The organism is Olivibacter jilunii (assembly GCF_900607235.1).
In the GTDB taxonomy this organism is placed as follows: Bacteria; Bacteroidota; Bacteroidia; order Sphingobacteriales; family Sphingobacteriaceae; genus Olivibacter; species Olivibacter oleidegradans.
The window spans coordinates 52,353-65,805 of sequence record NZ_LR027854.1; the positions used below are offsets into that span (position 1 = coordinate 52,353).

Annotated in this window: 14 protein-coding genes and 1 tRNA gene; 12 read left to right on the plus strand and 3 right to left on the minus strand. The window is 44.1% G+C overall.

The window, feature by feature from the left end; all coding sequences use genetic code 11:
• The first annotated feature begins 4 nt into the window (after positions 1-4).
• The 12 genes from E0E36_RS20380 (at position 5) to E0E36_RS28410 (ending at position 10,800) form a co-directional block, all read left to right on the plus strand.
• A complete protein-coding gene (locus E0E36_RS20380) occupies positions 5-661 on the plus strand; it encodes a hypothetical protein (protein ID WP_130857537.1) in 657 nt (218 codons plus the stop codon).
• Positions 651-1,313 (plus strand): TerB family tellurite resistance protein, encoded by a 663-nt coding sequence (locus E0E36_RS20385; protein WP_242627339.1) that lies wholly within the window; start codon positions 651-653, stop codon positions 1,311-1,313. The genes E0E36_RS20380 and E0E36_RS20385 overlap by 11 nt, the downstream gene beginning before the upstream one ends.
• A complete protein-coding gene (gene traJ, locus E0E36_RS20390) occupies positions 1,310-2,533 on the plus strand; it encodes a conjugative transposon protein TraJ (RefSeq protein ID WP_130857538.1) in 1,224 nt (407 codons plus the stop codon). Before E0E36_RS20385 ends, traJ begins: the two co-directional genes overlap by 4 nt.
• 9 nt (positions 2,534-2,542) lie before the next feature.
• Positions 2,543-3,163 carry a conjugative transposon protein TraK gene (gene traK, locus E0E36_RS20395; RefSeq protein WP_242627341.1) on the plus strand — a complete coding sequence of 207 codons (621 nt, stop codon included), beginning with the start codon at positions 2,543-2,545 and terminating at the stop codon, positions 3,161-3,163.
• The gene (locus E0E36_RS20400) at positions 3,164-3,607 is read left to right on the plus strand and encodes a hypothetical protein (protein WP_130857539.1); all 444 of its coding nucleotides are present in this window, start codon (positions 3,164-3,166) and stop codon (positions 3,605-3,607) included. It begins immediately after the preceding gene.
• A gap of 20 nt (positions 3,608-3,627) precedes the next feature.
• Positions 3,628-4,452, plus strand: a complete 825-nt coding sequence (locus E0E36_RS20405) for a DNA-methyltransferase (RefSeq protein WP_130857540.1) — start codon at positions 3,628-3,630, stop codon at positions 4,450-4,452.
• 44 nt (positions 4,453-4,496) lie between these two features.
• Positions 4,497-5,765 carry a conjugative transposon protein TraM gene (gene traM, locus E0E36_RS20410; protein ID WP_130857541.1) on the plus strand — a complete coding sequence of 423 codons (1,269 nt, stop codon included), beginning with the start codon at positions 4,497-4,499 and terminating at the stop codon, positions 5,763-5,765.
• Positions 5,766-5,799: 34 nt separating this feature from the next.
• Positions 5,800-6,624 (plus strand): conjugative transposon protein TraN, encoded by an 825-nt coding sequence (traN, locus tag E0E36_RS20415; RefSeq protein ID WP_130857542.1) that lies wholly within the window; start codon positions 5,800-5,802, stop codon positions 6,622-6,624.
• Positions 6,625-6,655: 31 nt separating this feature from the next.
• Positions 6,656-7,456: a hypothetical protein gene (locus E0E36_RS20420; protein ID WP_130857543.1), complete on the plus strand. Its 801-nt coding sequence runs from the start codon at positions 6,656-6,658 to the stop codon at positions 7,454-7,456.
• A gap of 21 nt (positions 7,457-7,477) precedes the next feature.
• The gene (locus E0E36_RS20425; RefSeq protein WP_130857544.1) at positions 7,478-8,551 is read left to right on the plus strand and encodes a hypothetical protein; all 1,074 of its coding nucleotides are present in this window, start codon (positions 7,478-7,480) and stop codon (positions 8,549-8,551) included.
• A 7-nt stretch (positions 8,552-8,558) separates the two neighbouring features.
• Complete coding sequence (locus E0E36_RS20430; RefSeq protein ID WP_130857545.1) at positions 8,559-8,852, plus strand: hypothetical protein; 294 nt, start codon at positions 8,559-8,561, stop codon at positions 8,850-8,852.
• Between the two features lie 418 nt (positions 8,853-9,270).
• Positions 9,271-10,800 carry a recombinase family protein gene (locus E0E36_RS28410; RefSeq protein WP_423213034.1) on the plus strand — a complete coding sequence of 510 codons (1,530 nt, stop codon included), beginning with the start codon at positions 9,271-9,273 and terminating at the stop codon, positions 10,798-10,800.
• Here the strand turns inward: E0E36_RS28410 and E0E36_RS20440 are convergent.
• The 3 genes from E0E36_RS20440 to E0E36_RS20450 form a co-directional block, all read right to left on the minus strand.
• A tRNA-Leu gene (locus tag E0E36_RS20440) sits at positions 10,761-10,840 on the minus strand. The two genes, E0E36_RS28410 and E0E36_RS20440, sit on opposite strands and share 40 nt — an antisense overlap.
• Before the next feature lie 85 nt (positions 10,841-10,925).
• Positions 10,926-12,266 (minus strand): RIP metalloprotease RseP, encoded by a 1,341-nt coding sequence (rseP, locus tag E0E36_RS20445; protein WP_130857546.1) that lies wholly within the window; start codon positions 12,264-12,266, stop codon positions 10,926-10,928.
• A 3-nt stretch (positions 12,267-12,269) separates the two neighbouring features.
• A complete protein-coding gene (locus E0E36_RS20450) occupies positions 12,270-13,448 on the minus strand; it encodes a 1-deoxy-D-xylulose-5-phosphate reductoisomerase (RefSeq protein ID WP_130857547.1) in 1,179 nt (392 codons plus the stop codon).
• Positions 13,449-13,453: the final 5 nt, after the last annotated feature.

The window sequence follows — 13,453 nt, forward strand, 5'->3', positions numbered from 1 at the left end:
TAGGATGAATGGAAAATCCATAATGTTAACTGCAACCTTGGGATTACTCTCCTCTTGGGTCTGCGCGCAAACCTTCTCGGAGTGGTTCTCACAGAAGAAAACGCAGAAAAAGTATCTCGTTCAGCAGATCGCGGCTTTTGAAGCTTATAAAGGAGTACTCGCAAAGGGATACGAAATAGCCCGTACAGGACTGAATACCTTTTGGGACATACGCAACGGGGAATTCAATCTCCACAATGACGTATTTAACCGGCTTCTCGGACTCAACCCCAAAATTAGAGACTATGCGCGGATATCAGAAATCATATCCATGCAGGTTGAAATCCTTGGGATGCGACGTAAATGTCTTGGCAACGTCAGCGCTTCGGGGATATTCAATGAGCAGGAGATGAACTATGTATCCTCGGTTTTTACAAAGCTGACGGAAGACTGTGCGGAACTGATCGATGAACTGGCCGACCTCAGTTCCGCCAGCGGGCTGAGCATGTCGGATGATGAGCGGCTTAAACGCCTGGATGAGCTATACCGGAGAATGCAGGAAAACAAACAGTTTTCAGCTTATTTCTCCGGAGAAACAGGCCTTCTGGTAGCCGCCCGCACCAAAGAACTTAAGTCGGTAGAGAAAGTGAAAGAATTATACAAAACAACAAATGAAGAGTAAAATGGGGAAGTGTAAAATTGTCGTTTTTATTGTCCTGGCACTGACGGTGTTTCCACCTCTGGCTAGGGGGCAGAGCCAGGAAATTACACAGCTGCTGCTGAACGTGACGAAACTCGAGGCTCTGAACGGTATCCTGAAGAATATGGAAGACGGCTGGCGCCTGGTCAGTTCCGGCTATCAGGCAGTAAAAGATGTCTCAGAGGGAAATTTCAGCATTCATAACGTTTTTCTGGACAATCTGCTGAAAGTAAACCCTGTCGTCAGGAATTACCGGAAAACAGGGCTGATCATCGGCGACCAGCTTACGATCGTCCGGGAATATAAGGCATCCTTTAAACGCTTTCGGGATGCCGGTACTTTCAATGCCGATGAAATTGCCTATCTGGGAAGGGTGTATGACAAGCTGTTCAGTGAGAGCCTGAAGAACCTGGATGATCTTGCTTTAGTTATCACTGCCGGCCAGCTACGTATGTCGGACGAAGAACGGCTGGAGTTGATTGACGGAATCTATGAAGGTACGCAGGACCAGCTTGCCTTTCTACGTGATTTTAATAGCAGAACCTCGGTTCTTTCTGCGCAACGTCACCGAGAGAATAACGATGTGCTCGGAGTCGGGGATATCTACGGGATCAATCAAAAGGTCAGACCATGAAAAAGGGAAAGAAATTTTTCAGCTCCACGGTTGGGATGCTCCTTCTCCCCTGTCTCGCGTTCGCTCAGGGGTTTGAGGGAGAGGTCAATGGACTCCACGGCATACTTTCCGACCTATATCAGGAAATGATGCCCTTATGCGCGGATATGATATCCGTAGGTCAGGGTATTGCGGGCTTTGCCGCACTGTGGTATATCGCTGTGAGGGTATGGCGACATATTGCCAATGCAGAGGCCATTGATTTCTTTCCACTTTTCCGGCCGTTCGTGCTGGGATTTGCCATCATGAACTTCCCTGCAGTTCTGGCCATCATAAACGGGGTTATGGAACCTGCCGTCAGTGTGACCAAAGTTATGGTCCAAAATTCCAATGAAGCCATAACCGCCCTGCTCAAAGCCAAAGAGGAAGCAATCAAGGAAAGCAAATATTGGGAAATGTACGTCGGTATGGAAGGTCAAGGGGACAGAGAGAAGTGGTACAAATATACGCATGAGGGAGAGACTTCCAAGAATGAAGACTGGTTAGACGGCATCGGCAACGATATCCGCTTTGCCATGTCCAAGGCGCAGTACAATTTCAGGAACTCAATCAAGGAATGGATGTCAGAAGTACTCCGGGTGCTTTACCTGGCCGCATCGCTATGCATCGATACGATAAGGACCTTTAACATGGTAGTCCTTTCCATACTTGGCCCCCTGGTTTTTGGTCTGGCAGTGTTTGATTCGTTCCAGAACAGCCTAGTCGCATGGCTCAGCCGTTTCATCAATGTCTATCTATGGTTACCCGTGGCGAACCTGTTCGGTACGATAATAGGCCGTATTCAGCAGAAAATGCTGGAACTGGACTTCGGGCAGATCCATGATGCGGGCGATACATTTTTCAGCAGTACTGACACAGCATATATGATTTTCATGATTATTGCCATCGTGGGTTATTTCACAGTTCCATCTGTGGCGGGCTATATAGTCAATGCTGGAGGTGGAGGCGCAATGCTACAGAAAGTCACCAGTCTTATGACCAGCTCCGCGTCTGCGACGACTCACACCGCAGGTACCCTTGGTGGACGTGCCATGTCGGGAGCTGGCAATATAATACATGCAGCTGGTCAATATGGTGAGGGTAGATCAGGAAAGAGTGACGGTGCCGGAATTTCCGGTTCTATCGGACGCAGCCTAGGCAAAAATGGGGCATGGATGCACGACAAACTTTCGGGAAAATAAAATATTGAAATGATGTTCACTAAAGCAAAAAATATAGACACGACTTTCCGGCAGTTCAGGCTATTCTGCTTTTTGATAACGTGCTGCAGTAGCGCGATCACCTGCTTTACAATCTACAGGAGCATAAGCGTCGAAAGCAGCCGCAATGAAACAGTGCTGATCCTGCCGACCGGAAAAGTAGTGGAAGCAGTAACAACCGACCGCAAGGAAAACCTTTCCGCAGAGATCCGCGACCATATCCGCACTTTCCATGAATACTTTTTCTGGCTTGAGCCTGATGACAGACTGATCCAGTCCCGTATATCAAGGGCACTTTATCTGGCGGACGGGTCAGCAAAAAGGGAGTATGAAAATCTGAAGGAAAGTGGTTTTTACACTAACATCATCTCAGGAAATGTGACCCAGCGGATCACGATTGATAGTATCCAAGTAAGCAACAACGGTTATCCCTATACCTTCAGGTGCTTTGCTAGGCTTGAAATTACCCGCCCCACCACTGTGGCGCTAAGGAACCTGGTGACCGAAGGGAGACTACGGGAGGTGAAGAGATCAAACCTCAATTCCCACGGTTTTCTGATCGAAAACTGGTCAGTAACGGAGAACAGGGATATAAGCGTAAAACAACGGTAAATGATGAAGATAAGTAACGGAGGAGCGGGCAGAAAACGGGAAAAAGCGGCGCAGAAATTTGCGGATCGATTGACAGGTTTACAATTGAAGTGGGCGCGTTTTATGGGACGCACATTCGGGAGTCTTTCTCCCAGAACACAAAAGATACTGATAGCATGCTTTTTCGCAGCCGCCATATGTTGGAATCTCCGACTGATGTCCGGTAGTCCTGCGCAGCACACCGTACTCAATATGCTTGAAAATCGGCATGACAGCGTGAATCTCCAGCCGGTAAGAAAACAGGAATCTACCGATACGGGCATTATCCGGCGTACAAAGGATTTTCTTTACTGGTTTGACAGCTTGGATAATACGGTCACAGGAAGATTTAAAAGAGATAGTATACAGCGCAACCGTCCGGGACTGATCGACAGCGCCAGAGCTTTGCTGCAAAATATGGAATGATATAAAAGAGAAGGACGATTATGGAGTTGCATCTAAACAGTATTATTAAAGGAGATTGCCTGGAAGTTATGAAAATAATTCCTGAGGGAGCAGTGGATATGGTGTTATGTGACCTACCCTATGGAATGACCCGTAACGCATGGGATAAGCAGATCGACCTGGACCGGCTTTGGGAGCAGTACAGAAGAGTGGTGAAACCCAACGGGGTGATCGCTCTTACCTCTCAAGGCAGGTTTACCGCCACTCTGATCGAAAGCAACCCTGAATGGTTCCGCTATAAGATTGTCTGGATAAAATCCAAGGCATCCAACTTTCTGAATGCTTCAAGGCAGCCATTGAAGAAACATGAGGATATCTGCATATTTTACCGAAAAAGCCCAGTATACAATCCCCAGAAAACTATAGGCAAACCCTATACTGGTGGGTTAAGGAAGAAAAACACTTCGGACATTTACGGAAAGTATGGCGGTGCGTACATAGGAAGTGAAGACGGCAGTCGCTATCCCACGGATATCCTCTTTTATGAGGAAGAGGATATTTCCGACTGGGTTTATTTCACCACTGCAGAAAAAGACGGCTCGTTCCATCCAACCCAGAAACCCATAAGTCTGGGAAGATGGCTTATCCGGACTTATTCCAGGCCTGGAGAGATCGTCCTAGACAATGCCTGTGGAAGCGGCTCCTTCCTAGTCTCTGCCATACTCGAAAATCGGTCCTTTATAGGGATAGAAAAGAACGAGCGGACATACAAACTTGGAAAACCGGTTGATTTCATAGCGACAGCCTGGAAAAGGATCAAGGAAGCAAGGATACAGGCTTCCCAAGTTGACCTCGACCACTTTTAAAGAATCTGCGAATGAATTTTTTTAACCACTAATATATATTGTCTATGGGAAATTCTCAAAAAACTTCCAGGTTTCTCAAGGAACGTAGCTTTATGACTGCGCTTCCCATCCTGGTATTGCCGTTCGTTACTCTGATCTTCTGGGTACTCGGTGGAGGCAGTGCTGCCGAAATAGCTGCTGGGCAACCGGATGCAAAAAGCGGGCTGAATCCGGATCTTCCCGCTGCAAAGCTTAAGGACAAACAGCTTGACAAATTCAGTTATTATCAACAGGCCGAAGCGGATTCGGCCAAACTGAACCAACAGCAGCGACGCGATCCCTATTATAATGAAAATAACAGCACAGATGAATCAGCGACGACCGGTAAAACGGGTTATTATCGCGCTCCTCTGGGTACTCCCTATTCTAACGGAGACGGATATAGCGCAAGCGAAAAGAAAGTTTACGACAAACTTGCCGAGCTGGACCGCACACTCAATGCGCCCGATCCAATGGTAGCTGAGTCCGCTCAGCCCCCAAAAGAGTCGACTCTGGAATCACGTGATGTAGACCGGCTGGAGGGACTTTTGGAAAAAATGCAATCGGATAGCAGTACCGAAGATCCTGAAATGGGGGAACTGAACAGTATGATGGAGACCATTCTCGATATCCAGCACCCCGAAAGGGTTCAGCAGCGCCTTGTTGAAAAATCCGTTCAGAACCGGGGTAAGGTATATCCCGTTCTGGCGGCAGGAAGAAATGCCTCTGTTACCTTGCTTGGCAGAAGCAACGGGAAATTACCTGACTCCGTCGTAGCCAGAAGTCAGGGCGGCTTCTATTCAATGGAACCAGTTCAGGAACGGAAAGAGCAGAACGCCATTCGCGCGGTTATACACGAAGATCAGACCATTGTGAGCGGCTCCACGGTCAAATTCCGGCTGATAGATGAGGTTGTCATCAATGGAGTGCAGGTTCCCAGGAATACATTTGTTTTCGGTGAGGCCGCGTTAAGTGGTGAACGTCTGAACTGCACGATAAAAAGCATTTCGTATGGGAACTCGATTTTCCCGGTTAACCTAGAGGTGTTCGGAGCCGACGGAATGAACGGCATCCATATCCATGGAGCTATTTCAAGAGATGTTTCCAGACAATCGGGAGAAAGGGCGGTACAGGGAGTGGGAATGACAGGAATCGGTACTTCCCTTGAAACCCAAGCTATGGGCGCTGCGATCGAAGGCTCCAAAAGTCTCTTCACTAAAAAACTCAAACTGATAGAAGTCGACCTGAAAGCCGGTGATATGGTATTGCTGAAAGATCGGGAACAGAAAGATTGAATAATTAGATTAATAAACAATAATTACCTGCAAGATGAAAAAGATAATAGTGCGTGCGATAGCAGGACTTCTCCTTATATCCACAATTCCGGCCATTGCCCAAACGGACATTGAGGCCATGAACTTGGAAATATCCGATAACAAGACCACCAATCTAGTGTATCCCTACGCTGTCATCAGTGTTGACCGGGGAAGCCCTGATCTGCTTGCCCAAAAGGCAGCAGGCGTTGAAAATGTCTTGCAGATCAAAGCGGCAATTGCAGATTTTGAAGAAACCAACCTGACAGTTATTACAGCCGACGGGAAGCTCTACTCCTATGTGCTGAACTACAGTAATAACCCATATCAGCTGAACATCAATTACAAAGGAAGCGATGTTACGGGTAGCCTGACAGACGTATCCGGCGGACCGAACGCAGCTGTTCTTGAAAAGACGGCTGCTTTGGTAACACAACGGAAGAAGGCCATTTCCAGCATGAACGATGATGCCTTCGGTATCAATCTGTCGGTAATGGGGATTTATTCAACCGGAGACCTGTTCTATTTCCAGGCAAAGATTGAAAATAATTCGAATATCGATTTCGATACGGACCAGCTGAGGGTCTTTGTTCGTGATGACAGCCGGGCAAAGCGAACCGCGACGCAGGAGGTTGAGATCCATCCGGTCTACCGGTATGCCGAACCTTCCAGGATTCCCGGCCAAGCGTCACAGCATTTTGTTCTGGTATTCCGGAAGTTCACTATACCCGACAGGAAGCATCTGGTGATTCAACTCTTTGAGTCCAATGGCGGACGGAACCCGGAACTCAAAATCAAAAACCGTAAACTGGTAAAAACGGTCCGCCCCCTATCGGAATAAACTAATTCTTTAACCATAAAACAGTTTAATCATGAACATTGAAAATTTAGAATTCCTGAAAACTCAGGTTATGTATGCCGGATTTGGTGATATCCCTGAAAGAGATCTCGTAGAGAATATCATCTCGGGTAAAAAAGAGTTCAAAATCGATTACCAGAAAGAATTCTTTGGTGGAAAAACTTTCTCTGCGGAACTCAATTTCAGAAAATCGGATACACAGGATCGGTATTTCTTTAATAGTTATGACCTTTCCGTTCAAAAAGAAGATGGTGAAATACTCAAACAGCGCTTCCGTGTGGAATTGGGAAATACCTATACTTTCCGCGAAGGCGTCAATATGTTGGAAGGCCGTCAGGTGGGAAAAGAACATACCACAAGGTCAAAAGAAAAGTATGAAGCTTGGTCCTATATCGATTTTCAGGATAAGGACCAGTTTGGAAATGGGAAAATAAAAAAACTGGGAAGCAAAAATGAGTTTGATCTGGGAAAACTTTTAAAGGAATATCCCATTAAGGCCTTACAGAACGAGGCTGAAATGGCGACGTTGGAGAGTTCCCTTAAAAAAGGTAACAGGCAATCTACTGTTTTTGTCGATGCCGTCGGTAAGGATGTTACCCGCTATGTTGAAGTAGACGCACGCTATAAAAAACTTAACGTCTATGATGAGAACCAGAAGCCAATGCTCCTTTCCCAAAAAGGTTCGCTGGAGGATAACCTGGCGGCCGGTAAAAAAAAAGCGGAATCACAGACCCAGAGCCGGGAAACTGAAAATACTCCCTCCCCGCAACAGGAACAGAAAAGAGAAAGAAAACGAAAAGCTCAGGGAGTTTAGCGATCATTTCATTTTTTAGTGATGGAAGAACCAATAAACAGGGTGGAAAGGGACCTGCTGGCATGGCAGTCGAGGGAAGAGCGATTTGAAAAACTCTTCCCTGGCAGCCTTGTGGGAAACAGGCCGTTTCTCGTGGATAAGCTGCGCTTTCTGGAAGAACTGAGCCTCCTTTATGGCAGAAGTGAAAACCGGGAAGAGCAACTTACCCTGCGGATATTGCATGTGGAAAAAAGTGCGATGGAAAGAAAACTGTATCCAAATAGGTTGCAAAGACTTTTTCGTAGGCTCTGGTCTTACCTGACAGCGCCCGGCAGATCTGCTAAACTGAAAACGCGGATAGCCGGGAATCTAGACGAGTTGAAAGTAACCGTAAGGAAAATGGGGTTTGAGGGACTTGACAGCAAGATCGATCGCGAGATAGCTCATGGAAAGCACGCCTTTCATTTGCCGATTTCCTATTATGTATCGGACACCCAACGGATGGATTATAGTCTTAACATTATCAGGGAAGTAAATGGAAATTATCAGTTAAAAGATTACATCGCATCCCTCTATGATGAGAGGAAACCTTCGCATATCCGCAAACAAATTTTTGGAGGTGAAGATGGCTATCGGATAAACGCACGACAGGCCCGGAAACTGCTGGAAGGAAAAGCCATCGCTTTGGAAGAAGTAGGGTCAATGGGTTCTTCAGTAACGGTATGGAAGCAGCTTGATTTCACGGATAAAGATAATAACGGAAATTTCAGGATAAAGGAATTCCCACCAGCCTATGGTTTTGATCTTCTGCAACAGTTGGAGAGATTGCCTTTTACCGAGGAAATAAAAGATCAGATAACAAAGGCCTTGAAGATGGGTGAGGAAGAAAAGGTTACCGTTCAGCTTGATGGGAAGCCCATTGATCTTTTTATAAGTACAGACCCTCAGAAAAGAGCACTTTACATAAAGAACCGGCGGGGTAAACATCTGGATTATGGGGATATTATACGCCAAAAAACCAATAAACCAGTCCGTACGACAAAGCATGTCACTGAAAAGGATAACGAGGCCGGCAAGATAATTAAACTGTCCCGTTCAAGGGGCAAATCAATCTGATACCATTATGGAAAAATCAAGAAATGTGCTGTTGAATTTTCTTGTCACTGCGAAAAAGGATCCTTTTTTGGGTACTGTTCATATTGCTCTGTACATGGCAATTTTCCGTAAGTGGATAGAGACCGGATTCAATAACCCCATTTCAATTGGTAGCAAAGAATTGATGCCTGATGCTAAAATACAAAGTTCTATCACTTATTATAGGGCACTCAGACAACTTCATGAAAGCGGCTATATCGATTATAAAGCTTCTCATAACAAAACGAAATCAAGTAAGATTTACGTCCATAAAGAGTACTAGTCTGAAATAGCATCCCTTACTCGGATATAGAGATTTCGCCAACAAAAATCGAATCTCTGATCAGCAAGAAGTCGAAATTATGCAGAAATCTGATTTTACTTACTGCTATCACGCTGCCTATTTCATAAGGTATTTACTCGATAAGCCAATCCAACTTTAAATCACCTTGTGCCGTCCAGAAATCGTCAGCACTGTAGCAACATTTCCCCACTGATAAATCAATTTTTATGAGTTATATAAAGAAGAAAGAAAGTTACTCCAACCCCATTTTGATAGTGGATAACACCTCATCAACACCTAAAAAACAACACATTAACAATAAAAACCTTAATGAGAACGACAAAATTTTCCTAACTTTACTAGCTAACCTAATTGTAGAGATCATTTTGGAGGAACAACTATGAATGCTATCGGTTATATGCGCCTAAGTTCAAAAGACCAATCTAAATCACTGGAATATCAGGAATCGTCCATAAGACAGTATTGCGCAAAAAATGAGCTAAAAATAATAGGCTTATTTAAAGACAACGGAGAGTCCAGCTATACTTTTGATAGGCCAGACTATAAAGCATTGGAAGCGTACCTAAAGAAATATAAAGGTGAATGCCAATATTTGATAGTATTAGATCATGACAGGTTCAGTCGAAACTTACCGGAAGCGTTAATGAAGATTGCAGAGCTCGAAAGAAAATACGGTGTAAAAGTGTTATCGACAAGCGAACGTATTGACCTCGACACATCTGATCCCGATGTGTTTATGAAGAGGGCATTTGACTATATGATGGCCAATAAAGAGCTATTTAACATTCGCCAGAGAACTAAACAGGGGATCCGAAATGCCAAAGAAAAAGGCCGTTATCTGGGACGAGCTCCTTTTGGTTACAAAAATATAATAGATGGAACGAAACGAAATCTGATTGAAATTGATAAGGTACAAGCCCTAATCGTTGAAAGAATCTTCCGAGATTATATATCGGGTATTCCACTCTATATTATACATAAAAACGTCAAACCGCTAGGCTTTCATCATACGGGTAAGTCTGCTATACAGAGTATATTAGAAAATTGCGTATACGCTGGGCTAATCAAGGTGCCGGCATTTAAAGATCAACCCGAAAAATATGCTAAAGCTTTACACGAGCCTATCGTTTCAGACGCCGAATTCTGGCTTGTTCAAAATATGTTAAAAGCTGGTAAAAGACGGACAAGAGTGCAACCCGCGGAGGATTTCCCTTTAAGAGGAGTCTTGAAATGCTGGTGCGGAAAAAAGATGACCGCCGGATGGACAAAAGGGCGTAAAGAATATTATTTATATTACAGATGCATAGAACATACAAACTTCAATTTAAAAGGGCCGCTATTACATGAAACATTTGAAAAGGTTTTAAAGGCGCTAAGCTTTCAGCCTCATCAAATCACGTTTCTTATCGAAACGTCAAAAGCGCTATTGGTTGAACCTCTAAAACTAAAGCAGGAAAGACTGAACCAAAAACTTCAAGCTCTTCAAAACATAAACGAAAAGATCTTCAAACTAGAAGAACGGCTTATGAATAATGAAATTGAAGCCAGCACATATAAAACATGGTTTCAAAAATTCAAAGAAGAAAAGGCCTTGTTAGAAATCTCTTTAGAAGGAAAAAAGAAACCGAAGATTGACACAAGTGATGACATTATCCAGCGTCTGCTTCCTGAACTTTCGAACCTTTATCAGATTTATGAGAAAAGTAATATCACCCAAAAACATATGCTGATTAGAGGTGTGTTCAAAGATAATCTGGTATGGGGTAGCAATATGTTTAGAACCACTTTTATAAACCCGATCTTTGAAGATAACTTGTTGAAAATCAAAGAAAAAGGGTTGCTTTTTTATGAGCAACCCTCTCTTAAATCGGGCATTATCCCGCTTAGTACCCAGGGCCGGGATCGAACCGGCACGGTTTCCCACTAGTGTTTGAGACTAGCGCGTCTACCAATTCCGCCACCTGGGCATTCCCTCGTGAACGGGATGCAAATATATTGCTAAATAGAACAATCACCAAATAAATTTTAAAAATTTATTTATCGTTCAGATTATCAAGGAAGTTTATCCCCCATTGCCTTCATAATATCGTTTCCTAACGCAAAAATCATTAAGGCAACGATAATTACGAATCCTACAATTTGCGCTCGCTCCATGAATTTATCACTTAGCGGCTTACCCTTAATCATCTCTACGATTAAGAATAAAGCATGGCCACCATCCAAAGCTGGAATCGGTAAAATATTCATTAAGGCCAGGGCCATCGATAGCAAGCCCACCAAACTCCAGAATTTCACCCAATCCACCTCTCCGCCAAACATACGGGCAATACCAACGGGCCCGGATAGGGCCTTATTCGCTTTCACCTGCCCCGTTACCACCTTGCCCAAAGCTTTTGCATTGTCTGTCAAAGACCCCCATGCTTTACCGGCACCAATCGGCAGTGCTTCTAAAAATCCGTATTTAATCTGCTCTTGCGGAATCCGACTAATATCACGACCCGCGGCAATACCCAACTTACCTTCCGGATCTATCGTTGCCTGCACGGTATCAATTTTACCAGCTCTCCAAAACACTATACTGGTTTCTTTATTTTTGTTTGCCAATAAGGCGTCTGACATCTGATCCCAAAACACGATCGGCTGATTATTGATAGCGATTAGACTATCGCCCGGTTTCAACCCTGCTTTTTCGGCGGTTCCACCTTTTTGCAAACTTTCGATATGCGTGACTCTAAACCGAGGTATAACAAATTCGTCTATACCTAAATCTGAAACTTCATTTAAGATATCGCCGGGAACAATAAGGTCAACTGTCTGTCCATCTCTTAATACCGATAATTTGGTATTACCTAACAACACCTTTGGGCTCCTAACATCTTCAAATCGCACGACCTTTTCTCCATCAATTGCCGTAATTAAATCTCCGGCTTTTAAGCCTACTTGCTTTCCGATAATACCGGGCGCCAAACCATCTGTCAGTTTATCATTTGGGATGAAAGTCTCCCCATAACGAAGCGTTAACATCCAGAAAATGAAAATGCCTAAGATGATATTGACAATAATGCCTGCCAGCATGACAATAAGTCGCTGCCACGCCGGTTTGGATCGGAATTCCCAAGGTTGCGGCTCACCTTTAAGTTGTTCCGTATCCATCGATTCATCGATCATTCCGGCAATTTTCACATAACCACCCAAAGGCAACCAACCTATACCATACTCGCAACCCTTATAATTGAACTTAAAAAGTTTAACGCCCCAAGCATCAAAAAATAGATAAAATTTTTCAACCTTTATTCCGAAAGCTCGGGCCGCTAAAAAATGCCCCAGCTCATGTAAAACAATCAAAATTGACAAGCCAAGCAATAGTTGGCCCGCCATAACTAATCCACTCATTCTTTATTTTTCTATTTGATATACTTTTTTCTTTTTTGTTACTAAATCACTCGCAATTTTACGGGCTTCCCTATCTATGCTTACATAGTCTACTAAGGACGGAGAAAGAATAAAAGGTATTAGTGTCATCGTCTCTTCAATAATCGCACTCATTTCCAAAAATCCAATTTCGTCGCTCAAAAATGCTGCCACAGCCACTTCATTGGCAGCATTTAGAATACATGGCATATTACCCCCCTGTTGAATTGCATGGTAGGCAAGTCGAAGATTTGCGAAAGTTTCTAAATCCGGTTTCTCAAAACTCAACTGCGGATAGTCCATAAAATCAAATCGCTGAAAAGAATTGGTGGGCCGGCCAGGATGTAAAAGCGCATATTGAATCGGCAACTTCATATCCGGTAATCCCAATTGCGCTTTCAATGATCCATCGTTAAACTGTACGAGAGAGTGTATGATGGATTGGGGATGGACAATAACCTCAATCTGCTCGATAGAAAGATTGAACAGCCATTTGGCTTCAATCACTTCCAGACCTTTATTCATTAGGGATGCAGAATCAATCGTTATTTTCTGCCCCATTATCCAATTTGGATGTTTCAGTGCTTCCCGTTTTGTAATATGGGCTAAAAAGCTTCGATCTTTTCCTCTAAACGGGCCACCGGATGCAGTCAGATAGATTTTTTCAACTGAAGCAAGTGACTCACCGGATAAACATTGAAAAATAGCTGAGTGTTCCGAATCTACAGGCAATATTTTGGTTCCATATTGATTGGCCAATGACATAATGTGCTCCCCCGCAACAACCAATGTCTCCTTATTGGCTAATGCGACGTCCTTTCCTGCTTGAATTGCCGACACAGTTGGTTCTAAACCGGCAAACCCAACTAAAGCGGTTAAAACCATGTCTATAGAAGCGCCTTTCACCACATCATTTAACGCATTACAACCTGTCAACACCTCAATTGTTGTTGCAGATAATGCTTCCTTAACGTGCTGGTATTTGCTTTCTTCTGTTATTACGACTGTTTTTGGCAGGAACTCCAGTGCCTGCTTGATCAGCAATTCAGCATTGTTTGCAGCAGTAAGTACTTCTATTTTAACAAGACTCGAATGCTCCCGAGCTACTTCCAAAGCTTGCGTTCCTATACTTCCCGTCGCACCCAATATTGCTATTCTTTTCATCTGTA

Bases quoted from the DNA above. Each gene is read 5' to 3' on its own strand.
- E0E36_RS20380 (WP_130857537.1), top strand. From the start codon at position 5: ATGAATGGAAAATCCATAATGTTAACTGCAACCTTGGGATTACTCTCC.
- E0E36_RS20385 (WP_242627339.1), top strand. From the start codon at position 651: ATGAAGAGTAAAATGGGGAAGTGTAAAATTGTCGTTTTTATTGTCCTG.
- traJ (WP_130857538.1), top strand. From the start codon at position 1,310: ATGAAAAAGGGAAAGAAATTTTTCAGCTCCACGGTTGGGATGCTCCTT.
- traK (WP_242627341.1), top strand. From the start codon at position 2,543: ATGATGTTCACTAAAGCAAAAAATATAGACACGACTTTCCGGCAGTTC.
- E0E36_RS20400 (WP_130857539.1), top strand. From the start codon at position 3,164: ATGATGAAGATAAGTAACGGAGGAGCGGGCAGAAAACGGGAAAAAGCG.
- E0E36_RS20405 (WP_130857540.1), top strand. From the start codon at position 3,628: ATGGAGTTGCATCTAAACAGTATTATTAAAGGAGATTGCCTGGAAGTT.
- traM (WP_130857541.1), top strand. From the start codon at position 4,497: ATGGGAAATTCTCAAAAAACTTCCAGGTTTCTCAAGGAACGTAGCTTT.
- traN (WP_130857542.1), top strand. From the start codon at position 5,800: ATGAAAAAGATAATAGTGCGTGCGATAGCAGGACTTCTCCTTATATCC.
- E0E36_RS20420 (WP_130857543.1), top strand. From the start codon at position 6,656: ATGAACATTGAAAATTTAGAATTCCTGAAAACTCAGGTTATGTATGCC.
- E0E36_RS20425 (WP_130857544.1), top strand. From the start codon at position 7,478: ATGGAAGAACCAATAAACAGGGTGGAAAGGGACCTGCTGGCATGGCAG.
- E0E36_RS20430 (WP_130857545.1), top strand. From the start codon at position 8,559: ATGGAAAAATCAAGAAATGTGCTGTTGAATTTTCTTGTCACTGCGAAA.
- E0E36_RS28410 (WP_423213034.1), top strand. From the start codon at position 9,271: ATGCGCCTAAGTTCAAAAGACCAATCTAAATCACTGGAATATCAGGAA.
- rseP (WP_130857546.1), bottom strand. From the start codon at position 12,266: ATGAGTGGATTAGTTATGGCGGGCCAACTATTGCTTGGCTTGTCAATT.
- E0E36_RS20450 (WP_130857547.1), bottom strand. From the start codon at position 13,448: ATGAAAAGAATAGCAATATTGGGTGCGACGGGAAGTATAGGAACGCAA.